This window comes from Amycolatopsis rifamycinica, assembly GCF_000695625.1.
GTDB classification, from domain to species: Bacteria; Actinomycetota; Actinomycetes; order Mycobacteriales; family Pseudonocardiaceae; genus Amycolatopsis; species Amycolatopsis rifamycinica.
Genome location: NZ_JMQI01000078.1, coordinates 1 through 20,169, shown reverse-complemented (window position 1 = coordinate 20,169; position 20,169 = coordinate 1). Strand labels below are relative to the sequence as shown.

The window sequence follows — 20,169 nt, the reverse complement described above, 5'->3', positions numbered from 1 at the left end:
ATCAGGCTTGCGCCCATTGTGCAATATTCCCCACTGCTGCCTCCCGTAGGAGTCTGGGCCGTGTCTCAGTCCCAGTGTGGCCGGTCACCCTCTCAGGCCGGCTACCCGTCGTCGCCTTGGTAGGCCATTACCCCACCAACAAGCTGATAGGCCGCGGGTTCATCCTGCACCGCCAGAACTTTCAACAACCCCCCATGCGAGAGATTGTGATATCCGGTATTAGACCTCGTTTCCAAGGCTTATCCCAGAGTGCAGGGCAGATTACCCACGTGTTACTCACCCGTTCGCCACTCATCCCCACCCGAAAGTGGTTCAGCGTTCGACTTGCATGTGTTAAGCACGCCGCCAGCGTTCGTCCTGAGCCAGGATCAAACTCTCCAACAATGTCTTCGAATTCAATCGAGGCAAATACTTGCTCTCAAAGGAACCTCACACGAGGTTCAATACATAAGCTCTACTGGCTTAGTTCACTAGCACACTGTTGAGTTCTCAAGCAACACACTCCGAATCCACCCGCGTTATCGGCGGCTAAATCCTCGGCAGTTGTTCCAAGCGATATTCACAAGCTTTTGGTCGAGCATGCCTCATCCTACGGTCTTAGTCGTAGGGAGTCGGCGGCCGCTCGTGGGCCGACGCTGAACATTACCCGGTCCGATCCGCGGTGTCAACCCGCTCGTCCCGGCCTGGTCTCCGGGGCTTGCGGCCCCGGTGTGACCCGGTGTTCCTGGCGACGAAGAGAAGATTACATGCCCCCGAACCGCCCCAAAACAGGGGGGTCACTTAACGGCATCTCCGCAGGTCAGAGCGCTCACGGAGGGCTACGACGGCAGCGTCGGCAGATACCGCGGCGGAACCCGGGCCGGCGCGACCCTCGAGAAGTCCGCCGCGAACGCCAGCATCCGGGCGTCGGACCACCGCGCCCCCATGAACGAGATCCCCACCGGCAGCGGTCCGGCGAACCCGGCCGGCACGGTCACGTCGGGGTAGCCGGCCACCGCGGCCGGGGTCGACGACGGGATCACGTCGTTGTCGCCCACCGCGCAGTCGGTCTTCCACGCCGGCGGGTTCGTCGGCGACGCGATCGCGTCCAGGCGGTGCGCGGCCAGCGTCTCGTCCAGGGAGCGCCGAGAAAGGTCCGCGAGCTCGGCGCGCGTGGCCAGGTAACCCGGGTCCGACGGCGGCGGCGCGGCCAAGGCCTGCTCGAACAGCTCCTGCCCGGCGAAGCACGTCCGTTCCAGCGGGTCCGCGCGGTTGTACGCGATCAGCTCGGCCAGGTTCCGCGGCCCGCGCGGGCGGGTCGCGAGGTAGGCGTCGATGTCCCGGTGGAACTCCGTGAGCAGCGCCGGGAACTCCAGCTCGAGCAGCCGGTCCTGGTACGGCAGACGCACCTCGACGACCGTCGCACCGGCCTTGACCAGTGCGTTCCTGGCCGACGTCATGATCGCGTCCGTCGCCGGGCCGAGGACCGGCAGGCGCCACAGCCCGATCCGCGCGCCGCGCAGCACGCCCGGGCGTAGCAGCTTCGCGTAGTCCGTCGGCTGGGTTCGCGGATAGGTCAGCGTGGCCGGGTCCGCGGGGTCGCGACCTTGCAGGACCGACAGGGTCAAAGCCACGTCGACGACGTTGCGGGCAATCGGGCCCGCCGTGTCCTGCTCGGCCGAAATCGGCACCACGCCGGTGCGGCTGACCAGGCCCAGGCTCGGTTTGTGACCGACCGTCGCCGTCATCCCGGCGGGGCACACGATCGAGCCGTCCGTCTCCGAGCCGATCGCCACCTGGGCCAGCGACGCCGCCACCCCGGCCGCGGATCCGGCGGACGACCCGCACGGGTTGCGGTCCAGCACGTACGGGTTGTTCGTCTGCCCGCCCACGCCCGACCAGCCGGACGTCGGCTTCGCGGCGCGGAAGTTCGCCCACTCCGACAGGTTCGCCTTGCCGAGGATCACCGCGCCGGCGTCACGCAACCGGGTGATCAGGGTGGCGTCCTTCGCCGGGTGGCTGCGCAACGCGCGCGAGCCGGCCGTCGTCCACTGGTCACGGGTGTCGACGTTGTCCTTGACCAGCACCGGGATGCCGTCGAGCGGCCCGCGCAAGCGGTGGGCGCGGCGGCGGGCATCACTCTCCAGAGCCTGACCCAGCGATGCGGGGTTGACCGCGAGGACCGCGTTCACCTTTCCGTCGATCCGGTGAATCCGGTCGAGGTAGAGCCTGGTCAGGCCGACGGCGGTGAGCCGGCCGGACGCCATCCGCGCCTGCAGCGCCGGGATGTCGGCGGAGTCGAGGTCGAACCGCGTGGCGGGCGAAGCGGCGGCGGGCGCGGCGGGGACGAGCACGAGTGCGGCGGCCAGGATCGCGAGGAACACCGGCCGCCGCCCCATCAGAGCACCGGCAGGAGGGTTCGGAGTTCGTACGGGGTGACCGCGCTGCGGTAGTTGTCCCATTCCACGCGCTTGTTCCGGAGGAAGAAGTCGTAGACGTGCTCGCCGAGGGCTTCCGGCAGGAGTTCGGACTTCTCCATCTCGGCCAGCGCCTCCCCCAGGTTCTGCGGCAGCTGCGCGTAGCCGGCGGCACGCCGCTCGGCGTCGCTCAGCTGCCAGATGTTGTCCTCGGCGGGTGGCGGCAGCTCGTAGCCCTTCTCGATCCCCTTGAGCCCGGCGGCCAGGATGACCGAGTACGCCAGGTACGGGTTGCACGCCGAGTCCAGGGTACGGATCTCCACCCGTCGGGATGACGCCTTTCCGGGTGAATACATCGGGACGCGGACGAGCGCCGAGCGGTTCGCGCGGCCCCACGAGACGGTCGTCGGCGCCTCACTGCCGCTGATCAGGCGTTTGTAGGAGTTCACCCACTGGTTGGTGACCGCCGAGATCTCCTTGGCGTGGTGGAGCACCCCGGCGACGAAGGCCTTGCCGGTGTCCGACAGCTCGTGCGGGTCTTCGGCGTCGTAGAAGGCGTTGCGGTCGCCCTCGAACAGGCTGACGTGCGTGTGCATGCCCGAGCCGGGCTGGTCGGTGAACGGCTTCGGCATGAACGTCGCGCGCACGCCCTGGGTCAGCGCGACCTCCTTGACGACGTAACGGAACGTCATCACGTTGTCGGCCATGGTCAGCGCATCGGCGTAGCGGAGGTCGATCTCCTGCTGGCCCGGTGCCCCTTCGTGGTGGCTGAACTCGACCGAGATGCCCATCGCCTCGAGCGTCTCGATGGCGTGCCGGCGGAAGTGCGTCGCCGTGGCGTGGCTGGCCTGGTCGAAGTAGCCGCCGTTGTCCGCGGGCTCCGGCTCGCTGCCGTCGTCCGGCATGGTCGAGAGCAGGAAGAACTCGATTTCGGGGTGGACGTAGCACGTGAAGCCCGCTTCGGCGGCCTTCGACAGCTGGCGGCGCAGCACGTGCCGCGGGTCCGCCCACGACGGCGAGCCGTCGGGCATCGCGATGTCGCAGAACATGCGGGCCGAATACGGCCCGCCGTCCGGCGTCTCCCAGGGCAGGACCTGGAACGTGGACGGGTCCGGCTTCGCGACCATGTCCGATTCGTAGACGCGGGCGAAGCCCTCGATGGCCGAGCCGTCGAAGCCGATCCCGTCGTTGAAGGCGCCTTCGAGTTCCGCCGGCGCGACCGCGACGGACTTGAGGAACCCCAGCACATCGGTGAACCAGAGACGAACGAAACGGATGTCGCGCTCCTCGAGCGTGCGGAGCACGAATTCCTGCTGGCGATCCATGGCCGCACCCTAACCACAGCGTGTTAACGCCATGTTTCGCGACGCGCCGACGCCGCCGAAGTCACGTCGCGAGTACCGCGACGGGCTTCTTCGCGCGGGTGATGGCCAGCGATGCAACCGACGCGATCACGGCCAGGACGGCGGCGGAATACCAGGCCAGGGTGTAGTTCCCGAGCTGGTCGCGGACCAGGCCGGCGGCCGACGCGGCGAACGCGGCCCCGAGCTGGTGGGAGGCGAAGACCCAGCCGAACACGATCGGGCCGGCGTCACCGAACGCCCGGACGCAGAGCGCGACGGTCGGCGGGACCGTGGCCACCCAGTCGAGGCCGTAGAACAGGATGAACGCCCACATGCTCGGCTGCACCGAGTCGGTGAACAGCTGCGGCAGCAGGGCCAGCGAAAGCCCGCGCAGGGCGTAGTAGACGCCGAGGAGGATCCGCGGGTCGACCCGGTCGGTGAGCCAGCCGGAGAAGATCGTGCCGACGACGTCGAAGACGCCGACCAGGGCCAGCAGGCTCGCCGCGGTCGTCTGCGGCATGCCGTGGTCGTGCGCGGCCGGGACGAAGTGGGTGCCGACCAGGCCGTTCGTCGTCGCACCGCAGATCGCGAAGCCGACGGCGAGCAGCCAGAACGTCCGGGTGCGGGCGGCCTGGCCCAGCACGGACAGGGCGCGGCGGACCGAGCCGGTGCGCGGCACCGGCCGCGTGGCTCCGGCGTCGGCGGGCGCGCCGTAGGCCGTGGTGCCGACGTCGGCGGGGTGGTCGCGGATCACCAGCAGGACCACCGGGACGACGGCGAGCGCGGCGATCGCGATCACCAGCGACGCCGTCCGCCAGCCCGAATCCACCGCCAGGTTCGCGATGAGCGGGAGGAAGATCAGCTGGCCGGTGGCGCCCGCCGCGGTCAGGACACCGGTGACGACGCCGCGGCTGCGGACGAACCACCGCGTCGCGACCATCGCCGCGAAGCCCATGGCCATCGAGCCGGTGCCCAGGCCGACCAGCACGCCCCAGCACAGCACGAGCTGCCAGCTCGCGGTCATGAACACCGTGCCGCCCGCGCCGAGGGCGATGACGGTCAACGCCGTCGCCGAGACGCGCCGGATGCCGAAGCGCTCCATCAACGCGGCCGCGAAGGGCGCGAAGAGGCCGAAGAGCACGAGGTTCACCGAGACGGCGGAGCTGATGGTGGTGCGGGACCAGCCGAACTCTTCGTGCAGCGGGTCGATCAGGACGCCCGGAGCGGCGCGGAAGCCGGCGGAGGCGAGCAGCGCGACGAAGGCGGCGCCGGCGATCAGCCACGCGCGGTGCAGCTTCGGGGCGGGACGGGTCTCAACGGTCACTCAGGCAGTTTCACCGCGCGCGCGTGGCGGCGACAGTGGCCGGAAGGACATCATCCGCAAGATTCAGGCCAACAGTAGGCTCTCGTCATGCCCCGCCTCGCGCTGCTGCTCGCGCTCCTCCTGACGGCCGGCTGCACCGGGTCGCCCGACACGCGCGGACCGTTCCCGGCGGGCGCCGACCTGCTCCGCGAGGCCGCGACGTCGTTCGCCTCGGTGCGGAGCGTGCACTTCGCGGCCGGGGTGAACGGCGTGCTGCCGGGCTTCCCGCTCCGCCAGATCGAGGGCGACGCGACGCTCGACGACGGCGGCACCGCGACCGGCACGGCCGACGTCCAGGACGACCACACCGACGGTGGGCACAGGAAGTTCCCCTTCGCCGTGCGCGACGGGGAGGACTCGCTGCCCGAGGCGTACCGGGTGAGCGCGTTCCTCGGCCCGCGAGGCGGGCTGAAGCGGCTGCTCGACGGGGTCACCGACGCCGAGACCGAAGGCCGCGAGAACGTCGACGGCGCGCCCGCGCTGCGGGTCGACGGCCGGGTGCCCGCCGCCGTCGCGCACCGCGTGCTCGCGCCGATCGACGCCGACCTCACCGTCAAGGTGTGGGTTTCCGACGACGGCGGGCCACGGCGTTTCGTGCGGCTGTGGGTGCAGGTCCCGCCGTCCGGCGACCACCTCAGCCCGGTGATGATCGAGCTGTCGCTGACCAGGCAGCGGTAGCGCTCTGCGGGGGTCCGGGTGGCGAAGCTACTGCCCCGAGCACCGCTTGCCGTCCGGCGGCACCGTGCCGTCGACCAGGTAGTCCGTGCCCGCCTCGTCGACGCACTTCACGCCCTGCAGGAACACCGTGTGCTGGGTGCCCTCGTAGGTGAGCAGCGCGCCCGTCAGGCCCTTCGCGAGGTTGACGCCCGCCTGGTACGGCGTCGCCGGGTCGTTGGTCGTGGAGATGACCAGCGTCTTCGCCAGGCCTTCGACGCTGGGCACGTGCGGCTCCGAGGTGTTCGGCACCGGCCAGAACGCGCACGCGTCGCGGGCCGCCGAAGCTGGGCGGCCGTCGTCGAGGAACGGCGCTACCTTCACGTACTCCTCCTGCGCCTTGAGGATGACGGCCGGGTCCGTGACGCGCGGGTCGTCGACGCAGCGGATCGCCGTGAAGGCGTCCTGCGTGGTGCCGTAGCGGCCGGTGGAGTCGCGCTCGTTGTAGATGTCGGCGAGCTTCTCCAGCGTCGCGCCGCGCTGCTGCTTCAGCTCGTTGAGGCCCGTGTTCAGGGTGTCCCAGAGGCTCTCCTGGTAGAGCGCCTGGATGACGCCGGTGGTCGCGTCCTCGTAGGAGAGCTTGCGGCCGTCGCCGACCGGGACCGGGAAGTCGATCAGCGGCCGCGTGAGGTCCTGGAACGCCTTGACCGCGCCGCCGGCGTCCGCGCCGAGCGCGCAGTCCTGCTGGGCCGCGCACCACTTCGCGAACTCCGTGAACGCCGTCCCGAAGCCCTGGCCCTGCGCGACGAGCGACTCGACCGCGTCCTGCTCGGGGTCGACCGCGCCGTCGAGGACCATCGCGCGGACGTTCTTCGGGAACGCTTCGGCGTACGCCGACCCGATCCGGGTGCCGTAGGAGTAGCCCAAATAGGTGAGTTTTTCGTCGCCGATGACCGAACGGAGGACGTCGAGGTCCTTCACGACGTCTCGGGTGCCGACGTTGGCGAGCATCCCGGTGCCGTCGTCGGTGCGCTGGGCGCACTTGGCGGCGAAGTCCTTTTCCTGCGCTTCCTGCTTCTGCACGCCCGCCGGCGAGCCGTCGGCCTCGCTGTCGTCGGCGCGGTCGGCGTCCCGCTCCTGGTCGGTCAGGCAGTGGATGGCCGGCCGGCTGGCGCCGATCCCCCGCGGGTCGAAACCGACCAGGTCGAAGCGCTTGCCCAGCCCGGTGCTGGTCACCGGCTTGATCAGCCCGGCGGCCGCGACCATGCCCGACGCGCCCGGGCCGCCCGGGTTGACCACGAGTGACCCGATCCGGTCACCGGTCGCCTTGTGGCGGAGCAGGCCCAGCGTGATCGTGTCGCCCGCCGGTTTCGCGTAGTCCAGCGGCACGGTCAGGCGCGCGCACTGGATGTCCCTCGCCTGGAACGCCGACCGCGCGTCCTCCGAAGTCGCGTAAGGTGCGCAGTCGGCCCAGCTCAGGCTCTGGCCGTAGAACCGCTCCAGCCCGGCGGGCACCGGCCCGGACGGCGGGTGCGACTCGGTCGTCGGCGCGGGCGGCTCGGTCTTGCCGGAGGACGTGCACGCGGTCAGCGAGGCCGCGAGCAGCACGGACGTCGCGATCGCGGTGATCCGGCGACGATGGGACCTGGCGCTGGGATGTGGGAACACGGTTGGATCGTCCCATCCGGCCGCGGAACTCGAACGCACCACCGTCGCGTTGGGTGGTGGAGGCCGGTCGAGCGAGAGAGAACGGGAGACCAGGGGTGGCAGCACTGATCAGCCGGATGGGCAAGAAGCTCCGCCGGATCATCCAGCGGCCGGGCAGCGTCGAGCTGACCCGCTACGAAGCACTGCTGCCCGCGGTCGGAAAGCTCGAACCCGAGCTCGAAAAGCTCTCCGACGAGGAGCTGACCGAGCGGGCGGGCAAGCTCCGCGAGACGCTGAAGGACACCGCGTTCGGCGACGACCAGCTGATCGAGGTCTGCGCGCTGGGCCGCGAAGCCGCGAAGCGGGCGCTGGGCGAGCGCGCGTTCGACGTGCAGGTGCTGGGCACGATGGGCCTGCTCACCAAGCACGTCGTGCAGATGGAGACCGGTGAGGGCAAGACCCTCGCGGGTGCGCTGGCCGCGGCCGGGTACGCGATTCGCGGAAAGCGCGTTCACGTCGTCACCGTGAACGACTACCTGGCCCGCCGCGACGCGGAGTGGATGGAGCCGGTGTACGCCCTGCTCGGCGTGTCGGTCGGCTGGGTGGAGCCGTCGCACTCGCGCGAGGCGCGTCGCGAGGCCTACGCCAAGGACGTCACGTACGGCGCCGTCGCCGAGATCGGCTTCGACGTGCTGCGCGACCGGCTGGTGACGTCGGTCGACGACCTCGTCCAGCCCGCCCCCGAGGTGGCGATCGTCGACGAGGCCGACTCGGTGCTGGTCGACGAAGCCCGCGTCCCGCTGGTGATGGCCGGCTCGATCGACCGCAGCGACGCCGACGAAGAGGTCGCCAAGATCGTCCGGCGGCTGCGGCTCAACCTGCACTACGAGACCGACAGCGAAGGCCGCAACGCCTGGCTGACCGACGCCGGCTCGTCCGTCGTCGCGAAGTCGCTCGGCATCGAGGTCGACGACCTGTTCAACGAGCAGGCGTCGGACCGCCTGGCCGCCGTCAACGTCGCCCTGCACGCCCACGCGCTGCTGACCCGCGACGTCGACTACCTGGTCCGCGACGGCAAGGTGCAGCTCATCAACGCCGCCCGCGGCCGCGTCGCCGAGCTGCAGCGCTGGCCGGACGGCCTCCAGGCCGCCGTCGAGGCGAAGGAGCAGGTCACCGCGACCGACCGCGGCGAGATCCTCGACTCGATCACCGTCCAGGCGCTGCTCGCGCGCTACCCCGAGGTCGCCGGCATGACCGGTACCGCGGTGGCCGTCGCCGAGCAGCTGCGGGAGTTCTACGAGCTCGAGGTCGCGGTCATCCCGCCGAACACCCCGAACATCCGTGAGGACCTCGAAGACCGGATCTTCGCTTCGCCGTCGCAGAAGCTGCGGGCGATCGAGGAGGAGATCCGCACGGTGCACGAGACCGGGCGGCCGATCCTCGTCGGCACCCAGGACGTCGCCGAGTCCGAAGAGCTGGCCGAGAAGCTCGCGAAGGTCGACCTCGAGTGCGTCGTGCTCAACGCGCGCAACGACGCCGAAGAGGCCGCGATCATCGCCGAGGCGGGCAAGAAGGGCGCGGTCACCGTGTCCACGCAGATGGCAGGCCGCGGTACCGACATCCGGCTGGGCGGCACCGACGGCGCTTCGCGCGACGAGGTCGTCGAGCTGGGCGGGCTGCACGTCATCGGCACCGCGCGGTACCCGTCGAGCCGGCTCGACGGCCAGCTGCGCGGCCGCTCCGGCCGGCAGGGCGACCCGGGCAGCGCGATCTTCTTCGCCAGCCTGAACGACGAACTCGTGCTGTCGAACGCGCCGGACGTGCCCGAGGGCATCGCCGCCGACGAGGAGACCGGCGAGATCACCGACCCGGCGGCGCTGCGGCAGATCAACCACGCCCAGCGCGTCGCCGAGGGCGTCGACCTGGAGATCCACCGCAACACCTGGCGCTACACGCGGCTGATCGAGCGGCAGCGGCGTGACCTGCTGACGCACCGCGACAAGGTGCTTCGCACCGCGTACGCGGCGGAGGTCCTCGAGAAGGCGCACCCGGAGAAGTTCGGCGAGCTGAAGGAGAAGCTCGACGATCAGGCCAAGCTGGAGCAGATGTGCCGCGAGGTGCTGCTGTTCCACATCGACCAGCTCTGGTCGGACCACCTGGCGTACCTGACCGACGTCCGCGAGAGCATCCACCTGCGGGCGCTGGCCCGCGAGACCCCGCTGGACGAGTTCCACCGCGCGGCGATCCCGGAGTTCCACAAGATCATCGGCGAGGCCGACTCCCGGGCGGCGAAGACCCTCGAAGAGGCGGAACTGACCGACGAGGGCATCGACCTCGGTGACGCGGGGGTCCGGCGGGCCAACACGACGTGGACGTACCTGGTCCACGACAACCCGTTCGACTCGGACTTCGAGCAGACCATCAAGAAGGTCCGGAGCATGATCAAGCGGAAGTAGTTCCCCTTGCGGAGGCCCCCGTCCGGTACGTCCGGGCGGGGGCCTTTCGATTTCGCCCACATTCGCTCGGCCTTCCGGGTGACGGTGGGCCAGAATGGCGGCATGCCGCAACTGCGCATCGCGCTCGCCCAGGTCAACCCCACCGTCGGCGACCTCGACGGCAACGCCGAGCTGCACGTCGAGTGGACCCGGCGGGCCGCCGAAGCCGGCGCGCACGTCGTCGTCTTCCCCGAGATGTCCCTGACCGGCTACCCCATCGAGGACCTCTCCCTGCGCAAGACCTTCGCCGCCGCCTCGCGCCAGGGCGTCGAGGCGCTGGCGCGGCGGCTCGACGACGCCGGCTGCGGCGAAGTGCTCACCTACATCGGCTACCTCGACCTCGACGAGGTCGGCCCGCGTGACGCCGCCGCGGCGCTCTACCGCGGCGAAGTCGTCGCGCGGCAGTTCAAGCACCACCTGCCCAACTACGGCGTCTTCGACGAGCACCGCTGGTACAAGTCCGGCACGACGCTCGACGTCGTCCGGTTCCACGGCCTCGACATCGGCATGGTCATCTGCGAGGACCTCTGGCAGGACGGCGGGCCGGTCTCGGCGCTGGGCCGCGCCGGCGTCGACCTCGTCGTGGCGCCCAACGCGTCGCCGTACGAGCGGTCGAAGGACGAGCAGCGGCTGCCGCTGATCGCCCGGCGCGCCGCCGAAGCCGGGGCGCCCCTGGTCTACACCAACCAGATCGGCGGCCAGGACGACCTGGTCTTCGACGGCGACTCGCTCGTCGTCGGCGCGGACGGCACGCTGCTGGCGCGCGCGCCGCAGTTCGTCGAGCACCTGCTCGTGCTGGACATGGACCTGCCGAAGACCGGGTACGCGGGCGACGGTTCGTACGAGGGCCTGGACGTCCGGCGCCGGGTGCTCGGCGACGACCCGCTGCCGGCGTACGAGCCGACGGCGACGCCGGTGATCAGCGAGCCGCTGTCCGACGAGGCCGAGGTGTGGCACGCGCTGGTCGTCGGGCTGCGGGACTACGTCCACAAGAACGGGTTCTCGTCGGTGACGTTCGGGTTCTCCGGCGGCATCGACTCGGCCGTCTGCGCGGCGCTGGCGGCGGACGCACTGGGCGGCGACAACGTCTACGGCGTCTCGATGCCGTCGAAGTACTCGTCGGGGCACTCGAAGGACGACGCCGCCGACCTGGCGCGGCGGATCGGCGCGCACTACCGGGTCGAGCCGGTCGAGGACATGGTCCGCGTGTACGTCGACCAGCTCTCGCTGACGGGCCTGGCGGAAGAGAACATCCAGGCGCGCACGCGCGGCATGCTCCTGATGGCACTGTCCAATCTGGACGGTCACCTGGTGCTGGCCACCGGCAACAAGACCGAGCTCGCCGTCGGGTACTCGACGATCTACGGCGACGCGGTCGGCGCGTTCGCCCCGATCAAGGACGTCTTCAAGACGCACGTGTGGCAGCTCGCGCGGTGGCGCAACGCCGAAGCGGTCAAGCGCGGCGAAACCCCGCCGATCCCGGAGAACTCGATCACCAAGCCGCCGTCGGCCGAGCTGCGGCCGGGCCAGGTGGACACCGACTCGCTGCCGGACTACGAGCTGCTCGACGACATCCTCGACGACTACGTCGAGGGCGACCGCGGGTACGCGGACCTGGTGTCGGCGGGCTTCGACCCGGAGACCATCGACCGCGTGGTGCGGATGGTCGACAAGGCCGAGTACAAGCGGCGCCAGTACCCGCCGGGCACGAAGATCACGTTCAAGGCCTTCGGCCGCGACCGGCGGCTGCCGATGACCAACCTGTGGCGCGAGGGCAAGGCCTAACTCAGCGCCACCTGGCGGCCTTCCGGGGTCCGGAGGGCCGCTGTCAGGCCGGCTTTGTCCGCGCGTCGGACGAGCAGCTCCAGGCCGAGCGCGTCGGTCGCCGTGCGGACCGACGCCGGGTCCGGGTGGGTGCCGGTGACCATCAGCAGCGGCAGGGAAGGCAGGTTCCGCGTCGTCGGGTGCGGTGTCGAGCCCCAGTCGATGAGGAACGGGCGCAGGGTGCCCGGGAGGCTCGGCGGGGTCAGGCGCCAGCGCAGCGTTTCGCCGTCGCCGGTTTCGCGGGACATCGCCATCGGGTCGCCCGGGTCGAAGCCGCGGGCACGGGCCGCGGCGATCGTCGCGTCGATGTCGGGCGTGCGGACCGCCCAGGCGACCAGCGCCGGCTCGGTCAGGTCGTCGATGCCGAACGGCCGGGGCCCGTCGGGGTCCGGCTGCTCCGGGTCGGGACCGATGACCTCCAGGTACCCGCCCGCGCCGAGGTCGGCGAGGTGGTTGGCCGTGCCGAGGCCGGCGTGGCGGCCGCCGGGCACGGGCGTGACTCCGGTGAGGGCGGTGACCCGGGCGACGGCGTCGGCGAGGTCCGGGCCGGCGTAGACGAGGTGATCGAGCACCGCGCCATCATCCCGCGCCGACGGCCCTCGCCGCATCGACCACCCCGTGGCCGTAGTAGGTCGTTCCTTGCTCGGTGGTCGCGCAGGTGGTGTCCGGGCAGGGCAGCGGCGTCGCCGTGGCGTAGAGGGCGCGCTTGATCCGCTCGGCGCTCCAGTGCGGGTGCTCGCTCGCGATCAGGGCGGCGACGCCGCTCGCGTGCGGCGCGGCCATCGACGTCCCGTTCGCGGACCGGTATTCGCCGTTCGGCCAGGTCGACCAGACGCGCGCGCCGGGGGCGGCGACGCTGATCCGGGACGCCGAGTAGTTGGAGAAGCTCGCTTTGACGAGCTTTTCGTCGAGCGCGCCGGTGCCGACGACGCCGGGCAGCTCGTGCGGCAGCCGGGTGCAGGTCGGGTCGATCCGGCGCTCCACCGGCGTGCTGTCGGCCGGGCTCTCCTTGTCCACCGAGCGCGTGTCGAGGTTGATCCCGGCGTTGCCGGCGGAGGCGACCACGAGGACGTTCCGGCGTTGCGCGTACGCGACCGCCCGGCCGACCGCCAGCTTCGCCGCGGCCTGGTCCGGCTGGTCGTCGCAGTTGTAGCGCCACGGGATCGAGCGGTAGCTGTTGTTGGTCACGGCGAACCCGTGCTCGGCGGCCCAGACGAAGCCGCAGACCATGCTCTCGGCCGTCTCCTTGTCGTCGAGCTCGGCGAGTTTCACCGCGGCGATCTTCACGCCCGGGGCGACGCCGACGACGCCGGATCCGTTGCGGGCCGCGGCGATCGTGCCCGCGACGTGCGTGCCGTGGCCGTCGAGCGTGGGCCGCCAGGCGCCGGGGCCGCGGTCGGGCCAGCCGGACAGGCAGGACACGGAGTTCCTGCTGTCGAAGGCTGCTTTCAGCTCCGGGTGGGTGTCGTCGACGCCGACGTCGAGGACACCGACGAGGGTGCGCCGGCTGCCGTCGGTGACCTCGTGCGCTTCGGGCAGGTGCAGGGCCGGGACGTCCCACGCGGTGCCTTCGGGCGGGACCTGGCCGGAGTTCGGCGAGTTCGGGCCGGTGTAGCGGAGGTCCTTGCGGGGCGCGAAGAACTCCTTCGGGATCTTCGCGGTGCGCGTCGCGCCGACGGCGTCGATGCCCGGGATTTTCCGGAGTTTCGCAGCGAAGTCGTCCTTCTCGGTGTACGCGACGACGACGCCGATCTGGGGGTAGCTCGCGACGACCGTCCCGCCGGCTTTCTTGATGGCGAGTTCGGCCCACCACGTGTGGTGCGTGACGACGACGTGCGGCATGACCAGCGGGTCGGCGGCCGCCGGGGTCGCGAGCAGGCCCAGCAGGAGTGCTGTCGCCAGGATGATTCGCCGCACGCGTCCTCCTCGAATTCGCCCAAACCGAACTTAGCGATCATTCGCGGCGCGGCGGTACCCCTCTTCGGTCGTAGGCTGGCCGGCATGACGACGGGGTTCACGGTGTTCGACACGGCGATCGGCGCGTGCGGGCTCGCCTGGCGCGACGACGTCGTGGTCGGGACGTCACTGCCCGAGGGAAGTGCGGCGCGGACCCGCGCCTGGCTGGTCCGGCGGTTCCCGGACGCCGTCGAGGGGACGCCGCCGCCGTCCGTGCGGTCCGCCGTCGACGGGATCGTGGCGTTGCTCGGCGGCGAGCGTCGTGATCTGGCTTCGGTGGCGCTGGACTTCTCGGGCGTGCCGGCGTTCAACCGGCGCGCGTACGAGGTCGCGCGGTCGATCCCGCCGGGCAAGACGCTGACGTACGGCGACATCGCGCACCGGCTCGGGCAGCCGGGGTCGGCGCAGGCCGTCGGGCAGGCGATGGGGCACAACCCGTTCCCGATCATCGTGCCGTGCCACCGCGTGCTGGCGGCCGGCGGGAAGCACGGCGGGTTCTCGGCGCGCGGCGGGGTCGGGACGAAACGCCGGATGCTGGTGATCGAGGGCGCGCTGGCGGACGAGCCGACGCTGTTCTGAGCCTTCCGCGCGGTGTGCGGAGGGGTATCGCGCGTGACTGGAGAGGCATCACGCGTGACTGGAGGGTCGACTCGCGTGCTTGGAGGGACGACACGCGTACTTGGGTGGACGACACGCGTACTTGGAGGGACGACACGGCCCGGGGGTCGGCTCGCGCGGGGGGCGCGAGCCGAGGCCGGGTCAGGCGGGTTGGGACTGGGGGGTCCAGGGCTTGATCCAGGGGGACTCCGGCCAGCCCTCGGCCGCGGCCATCAGGGGCATGGCCGTGCCGCCGTCGATGTGCTCGCGGATGATGTCCGCGTGGCCCGCGTGGCGGGCCGTCTCCTGGATCAGGTGCAGCAGGACCCAGCGGACCGACCAGGCCTCGACGTCGTCCGGGAACCACGGCACGCCCTTCGGCACCGGGACCGCTCGGCCGAGGTCGTCGATGCCCGCGACGACCTCCGCCGTGCGGGCGGCCACCTCGTCGTAGCGGGCCAGCACGCCCGCCAGGGTCTCGTCCGGGCGCAGGGTGTGCGCGTCCTGGTACTCCGCGATCGCCTCGGCGAACGGCTTCTGCGGCACCTGCAGGATCGTGTCCAGCCAGCTGTCCTCGGTGGCCGCGACGTGCTTGATCAGCCCGCCCACCGACAGGGTGCTCTTCGTCGGGGCCAGTCTTGCCTGCTCGTCGGTCAGCCCGTGGGCCGCCAGTCTGAGCACGTACCGCTGCTGCTCCAAAAAACTCAGCAGCCCGTCACGCTCGTCGGCCACCGGGCGCACGTTTCCCGCCATGTCGATCCTTCCGTCTGGAATACCTGCGGGCGATCGTGCCACCTGCCACCGACAAAACGGGCGGGTTTTCCGCTATCGGTGCGCGTGCCGCGGTGCCGGCTTGACGAAGGCGTACGCCCCGCCGACGCCGTACAGGGCCGCGCGGACCAGCAGCTGGGCCCGGGTGAACACGCCTTCGAAGGCGTCCAGCTGCCGGGCGAGCACGACGGCCAGCCAGGTCGCCAGCACCAGCACCAGGCCCGCGACCGCGAGCGCGCGCCAGCCCGGCGGCCACCACAGGATCAGGCTGATCACCCCGGCCACCAGGACCGCACTCAGCAGTGACGACAGCAGGTCGCTGTGCTCGGGGTAGGCGGCCTGCAGCAGCACGAGCACGCCGAACGCGCTCACCGAGATCGAGCTGAGCCGCGCCGACCACTGGACCGGCCCCAGCCGGTGCAGCGGCGGCCCGGCGAGGACGAACGCGACCCCGGACACCGCGAGCAGCACCCGGAACACCGGCGGCCCGCTCAGCAGCGCCTCGGCCGGGTCCCCCACCGGGGAGACGCCGGTGGGCAGGAAGAACTCCAGCAGCCAGCCCGAATACGCGAGGACGGCCACCCCCATCAGGAGGGCCGAGGCGATCCGAGCCGTGCGCACGAGGCAGAGCGTAAGCGACCGGCCGCGCCAGGGCCCGTCGCCGTGACCAGGTCCACCGAAGTCGTTATGCCTGCGGCCGGACGAAGGGGAACAAGACCGTCTGGCGGATCGACGCCCCGGTGAGCATCATGAGCAGCCGGTCGACGCCCAGACCGAGGCCGCCGGTCGGCGGCATGCCGTGCTCCAAGGCGAGCAGGAAATCTTCGTCCAGCTCCATCGCTTCGACGTCCCCGCTGGCCGCGCGCAGCGACTGCCCTTCGAGCCGTCGGCGCTGCTCGATCGGGTCGGTCAGCTCGGTGTAGGCCGTGCCGACCTCGGAGCCGAACGCGATGAGGTCCCAGCGCTCGGCCAGCCGCGGGTCCGCGCGGTGCTGGCGGGTCAGCGGCGAGACGTCGGTCGGGTAGTCGGTGTAGAAGGTCGGCAGCACGGTCGCGCCCTCGACGAGGTGCTCGAACGCCTTGAGCACCAGGTCGCCGTGGCTCGGGTCCTCCCCCACCGGCACGCCCGCGGCGACGCACAGGCGGCGCAGCTGCGCCACCGGCGTCCCCGAGTCGATCTGCTCACCGAAGACCGCGGACACGGCTTCGTGCACCGGGACCACCGGCCAGTCACCGGAGATGTCGTACTCGACGACCCGACCGTCGGCGTCGGGCCGCCGCACGATCTGAGCGCCGTACGCCGCTTCGGCCGCGTGCTGGACCAGCTCGCGCGTCAACGTCCTCATCGTGTCGTAGTCCGCGTACGCCTGGTACGCCTCGAGCATCGTGAACTCGGGGTTGTGCGTCGCGTCGACGCCTTCGTTGCGGAAGTTGCGGTTGAGCTCGAAGACGCGCTCGACGCCGGCCACGCACAGCCGCTTCAGGTACAGCTCGGGCGCGATCCGCAGGTACATCCGCATGTCGTAGGCGTTGATGTGGGTGACGAACGGCCGCGCGTTCGCGCCACCGTGGACCGTCTGCAGCATCGGCGTCTCGACCTCGAGGTAGTCGGCGTGGTGCAGCCGGTCGCGCACCGCGCGGACCACAGTGGACCGCAGCCGCAGCATGTTCGTCGAGTCCGGGTTGACCGCCAGGTCGAGGTAGCGCTGCCGGACGCGGGTCTCCGGGTCGGTCAGGCCCTTTCGCTTGTCGGGCAGCGGGTGCAGGCACTTGGCGGTGACCGTCCACTCGTCGACGAGCACCGAGAGCTCGCCCCGCTTCGACGTGACGACCTGGCCGCTGACGCCGACGTGGTCGCCGAGGTCGACCCCGGTCCGCCAGCGGGTGAGGTCCAGCTCGCCCGCCTCGAGCATCAGCTGGATCTCCCCGCTGAAGTCCTTGACGCGGGCGAAGCACAGCCCGCCGAGGATGCGCAGGTTCAGCACGCGCCCGGCGATCCGGACCCGGTGCCCGGTGGCGGTGTCCGGGGCCAGGTCGCCGAACTTCGCCACGACGTCGCCGATGTGGTCGTCGCGGCGGAAGCCGACCGGGTACGGGTCGATGCCGGCCTCGCGCAGCTTGTCGAGCTTGGCGATGCGGACGCGGACCTGTTCGGGGCGCCGGACGGCCTTCGGCGCCGGCGTGGCCGCCGACTCCTCGATGTCCTTGACGCGGGCGACGAAGTCTTCGCTGACCGTCTCCAGCCGCAGCGACCGCGCCCGTCCGGTCGGGACGAACCCTTCGAGCGCGCCGGCGACGATCCCGACCCGCGGCAGCCGCCGGGCCGAGGAGTAGCAGAGGAACCGCGGCTCCCAGTCCGGCCCGTACTTGGCGTTGGACCGGTACAGCGACTCGAGCTGGAAGAACCGCGAGAACACGCTGAGGATGCCGCGCCAGGCCCGCAGCACCGGTCCCGCGCCGATCCGCTCGCCCTCGGAGAACACCGCGCGGAACATCGCGAAGTTGAGCGAGATCCGCTGCGCGCCGAGGTGCTGCGCGGCCGCGACGACCTCGGCGATCATGTACTCGTTGAGGCCGTTCTCGGCGTCGCGGTCGCGGCGCATGAGGTCCAGCGAAAGGCCGCGGCGGCCCCACGGGACGAACGACAGCAGCCCGCGCAGCTCGCCGTGGGCGTCGTAGGCCTCGACCATCACGCTGCGGCCGTCGCTGGGGTCGCCGAGCCGGCCCAGCGCCATCGAGAAGCCGCGTTCGGTCTCGGCGCCGCGCCAGGCCTGCGCCCGCGCGAGCAGCTCGGTCATCTCGGCTTCGGGGATCTCGCCGTGGCGGCGGACCCGCGAGGTGTAGCCGGCCCGCTGGATACGTTTGACGGCCTGGCGCACCGAGCGCCGCTCCGGCCCGGCGAGGCTGAACTCGCGGACGTCGAGCACGGCTTCGTCGCCGATCTCCAGGGCACGCAGGCCCGCGCCGGTGTACGCCTTCGCGCCGCGCTCGCTCGCCCCGAGCACGCCGGGGGTCCAGCCGTACGTGCGCGTCTCGTCGAGCCACGCGCGGACCGCGTCGGGCCAGGCCTCCGGGTCGCCGACCGGGTCGGCGCTGGCGACGCTGGTGCCGCCGAGGACGCGGTAGGTCACCGCCGCGCGGCCGTTCGGCGCGAAGACGACGCTCTTGTCGCGCCGGGTGGCGAAGTAGCCGAGGGAGTCGTCCTCGCCGTGCTCGGCGAGCAGCCGGCGCAGGCGCAGCTCTTCGTCGTCGGTGCGCAGGCCGCGGCTGCGTACGCCGCGGAAGAGCAGGTACAGCGCGGCGGTGGCGACCGCGGTCGCGCTGAGGTCGAGGAAGACGTCGAGCCAGCCCGGCCCCTCGCCGACGCCGATCCGGCGCAGCTGGAGGTTCTCGCCGGTGGCGTGGTTGACGACCCAGGCGAAGCGCTCCCACGAGTCGCCGAGGTGGCCGGGGAACGTCTCCGCGAGCACCCAGCCGACCACGATGACCACGGCGAACCCGCCGAACAGCATGGTCAGGCCGTCGCGCCAGGCGCTCGGGGCGAGCCGGGCCGGGAACGCCGGGCGCAGCGCGAGCAGGAGCACGATCAGCGCGATCGAGACGACGTCGGCGACGGTCAGCACCCACAGCTGCGCCGGGATGTGCCGGACCTGCTTCGGGCCGAGCGTCAGCAGTTCGGGTGACCACAGCAGCGTCGCCTGCAGGCCCAGGGTGAGCAGCAGGCCGCCGACCTGGAACAGCACCAGCGTGTACAGCGCCGCCTTCTTGCGGCGGCGCAGCGCGCTCCCGAGCACCACCAGCAGCAGGACCATGACCAGGCTCTCGCTGGTCGGCACGCTCAACGCGGAGAAGGCCATGTCGATGCCGTTGAGCAGGCGGCCGTGCGCGCCGCCGGTGAACAGCAGGATGACCGAGAACACCGCGGCCAGCTGGACCACGGTCGCGACGATGCCGCCCGCCTTCGCCTTCCAGGCGGGAAGGCGACGGCGCGGGCTCGCGGGGTTTCCCATGGGTGGTTTCGTCGCCTTTCGCGGCCGGTCGGTGGTCATGCCTCTTCTTGACGTGAGTGAACCCGCGTTGGTTGTCCCCGGACATCAACCTGAAGGCTGACCGCCGGTCCTCCCCGCGGTGTGAAGCTCGTCGCACGTGGTTGGGGCCGGTCCGGGGGCGTGTCACGCTTTGGGACACCTCTGCTCCACGACCCGGGGACCTCACCGAGGCCTCGAGGGAAGGACGGTCGACGACGATGTCCGCCAGCGCCGAAGAACCCGCCCCGTACGGCACCGGATCCGCCGCTCCCGCGGCCCGCGCGCCGGGCCGGAAGGTCCGCGTCCACCACCTGCGTGAGCTCAAGGAACGCGGCGAACCGTGGCCCATGCTCACCGCCTACGACATGTACACCGCCGCGCTGTTCGACGAGGCCGGGATCCCCGTGCTGCTCGTCGGCGACTCCGCGGCCAACAACGTCTTCGGCTACGACACCACGGTCCCGGTGACGGTCGACGAGCTGCTGCCGCTGGTCCGGTCGGTCACCCGGTCGGTCAAGCGGGCCCTCGTCGTCGCCGACCTGCCGTTCGGCTCCTACCAGCTCTCGCCGCAGCAGGCGCTGGAGACGTCGATCCGGTTCATGAAGGAAGGCCGCGCGCACGCCGTGAAGCTCGAAGGCGGCCGCCGGTTCGCCCCGCACGTCGAGGCGCTGACGGCGGCCGGGGTGCCGGTCATGGGCCACATCGGATTCACCCCGCAGAGTGAACACAACCTCGGCGGCTACCGGGTGCAGGGGCGCGGCGAAGGGGCGGACGTGCTGCTCGCCGACGCGCTGGCGCTGCAGGAGGCCGGGGCGTTCGCGGTCGTGATGGAGATGGTGCCCGCCGAGGCCGCCAAGCGCGTCACGGCGGAGCTGAAGATCCCGACGGTCGGCATCGGCGCGGGCCCGGACTGCGACGCGCAGGTGCTCGTCTGGCAGGACATGGCCGGGCTGCGCCGCGGCAAGGCGGCGCGGTTCGTGAAGCGCTACGCCGACGTCGCCACGGTGCTGCAGGACGCGGCGACGGCGTTCGCCGAGGACGTCCGGCGCGGGGAGTTCCCGGCGGCGGAGCACGCTTTCCACGACTGACCCCGCCA

14 protein-coding genes and 1 rRNA gene are annotated in these 20,169 nt (G+C 71.3%); 5 read left to right on the top strand and 10 right to left on the bottom strand.

The features are described from left to right. The 4 genes from DV20_RS38290 to DV20_RS38275 form a co-directional block, all read right to left on the bottom strand. Window positions 1-384: ribosomal RNA gene (locus DV20_RS38290) — 16S ribosomal RNA — on the bottom strand; the annotation flags it as partial. Window positions 385-818: 434 nt separating this feature from the next. Continuing rightward, window positions 819-2,378: an amidase gene (locus tag DV20_RS38285; protein ID WP_043788377.1), complete on the bottom strand. Its 1,560-nt coding sequence runs from the start codon at window positions 2,376-2,378 to the stop codon at window positions 819-821. Next, complete coding sequence (glnA, locus tag DV20_RS38280; RefSeq protein WP_043788376.1) at window positions 2,378-3,721, bottom strand: type I glutamate--ammonia ligase; 1,344 nt, start codon at window positions 3,719-3,721, stop codon at window positions 2,378-2,380. The genes DV20_RS38285 and glnA overlap by 1 nt, the downstream gene beginning before the upstream one ends. Window positions 3,722-3,782: 61 nt before the next feature. Then, complete coding sequence (locus tag DV20_RS38275) at window positions 3,783-5,063, bottom strand: MFS transporter (RefSeq protein ID WP_043788375.1); 1,281 nt, start codon at window positions 5,061-5,063, stop codon at window positions 3,783-3,785. An 87-nt stretch (window positions 5,064-5,150) separates the two neighbouring features. On the opposite strand from DV20_RS38275, the gene DV20_RS38270 reads away from it, so the two are divergent. Further along, on the top strand, window positions 5,151-5,780 hold the full coding sequence (locus tag DV20_RS38270; protein ID WP_043788374.1) for an LppX_LprAFG lipoprotein: 630 nt from the start codon (window positions 5,151-5,153) through the stop codon (window positions 5,778-5,780). Window positions 5,781-5,807: 27 nt separating this feature from the next. Here DV20_RS38270 and DV20_RS38265 read toward each other — a convergent pair whose 3' ends face one another. After that, window positions 5,808-7,364: an alpha/beta hydrolase gene (locus tag DV20_RS38265; RefSeq protein WP_043788373.1), complete on the bottom strand. Its 1,557-nt coding sequence runs from the start codon at window positions 7,362-7,364 to the stop codon at window positions 5,808-5,810. A gap of 155 nt (window positions 7,365-7,519) precedes the next feature. Here DV20_RS38265 and secA2 point away from each other — a divergent pair, with 155 nt between their 5' ends. Both secA2 and DV20_RS38255 read left to right on the top strand, forming a co-directional pair. Further along, window positions 7,520-9,859 (top strand): accessory Sec system translocase SecA2, encoded by a 2,340-nt coding sequence (gene secA2 / locus DV20_RS38260; protein ID WP_043788372.1) that lies wholly within the window; start codon window positions 7,520-7,522, stop codon window positions 9,857-9,859. A gap of 102 nt (window positions 9,860-9,961) precedes the next feature. After that, entirely contained in the window at window positions 9,962-11,683 is a 1,722-nt protein-coding gene (locus tag DV20_RS38255) for an NAD+ synthase (RefSeq protein WP_043788371.1), read from the top strand. Here the strand turns inward: DV20_RS38255 and DV20_RS38250 are convergent. Together DV20_RS38250 and DV20_RS38245 are read right to left on the bottom strand one after the other, a co-directional pair. Next, complete coding sequence (locus tag DV20_RS38250; RefSeq protein ID WP_043788370.1) at window positions 11,680-12,294, bottom strand: VOC family protein; 615 nt, start codon at window positions 12,292-12,294, stop codon at window positions 11,680-11,682. The genes DV20_RS38255 and DV20_RS38250 overlap by 4 nt on opposite strands. Window positions 12,295-12,301: 7 nt before the next feature. After that, window positions 12,302-13,639, bottom strand: coding sequence for a S8 family peptidase (locus DV20_RS38245; protein WP_043788369.1), 1,338 nt, complete (start codon window positions 13,637-13,639; stop codon window positions 12,302-12,304). 84 nt (window positions 13,640-13,723) lie between these two features. Here DV20_RS38245 and DV20_RS38240 point away from each other — a divergent pair, with 84 nt between their 5' ends. After that, entirely contained in the window at window positions 13,724-14,257 is a 534-nt protein-coding gene (locus DV20_RS38240; protein WP_043788367.1) for a methylated-DNA--[protein]-cysteine S-methyltransferase, read from the top strand. A 180-nt stretch (window positions 14,258-14,437) separates the two neighbouring features. Here the strand turns inward: DV20_RS38240 and DV20_RS38235 are convergent, their stop codons facing one another. From DV20_RS38235 to lysX, 3 genes are all read right to left on the bottom strand, one after another. Next, the gene (locus tag DV20_RS38235) at window positions 14,438-15,028 is read right to left on the bottom strand and encodes a DinB family protein (protein ID WP_043788366.1); all 591 of its coding nucleotides are present in this window, start codon (window positions 15,026-15,028) and stop codon (window positions 14,438-14,440) included. Window positions 15,029-15,100: 72 nt separating this feature from the next. Further along, a complete protein-coding gene (locus DV20_RS38230; RefSeq protein ID WP_235191118.1) occupies window positions 15,101-15,667 on the bottom strand; it encodes a hypothetical protein in 567 nt (188 codons plus the stop codon). Window positions 15,668-15,731: 64 nt separating this feature from the next. Further along, window positions 15,732-19,055 (bottom strand): bifunctional lysylphosphatidylglycerol synthetase/lysine--tRNA ligase LysX, encoded by a 3,324-nt coding sequence (gene lysX / locus DV20_RS38225; RefSeq protein WP_043788364.1) that lies wholly within the window; start codon window positions 19,053-19,055, stop codon window positions 15,732-15,734. 236 nt (window positions 19,056-19,291) lie between these two features. Here lysX and panB point away from each other — a divergent pair, with 236 nt between their 5' ends. Next, window positions 19,292-20,161 carry a 3-methyl-2-oxobutanoate hydroxymethyltransferase gene (gene panB, locus DV20_RS38220; RefSeq protein ID WP_043788363.1) on the top strand — a complete coding sequence of 290 codons (870 nt, stop codon included), beginning with the start codon at window positions 19,292-19,294 and terminating at the stop codon, window positions 20,159-20,161. Window positions 20,162-20,169 lie beyond the last annotated feature (8 nt).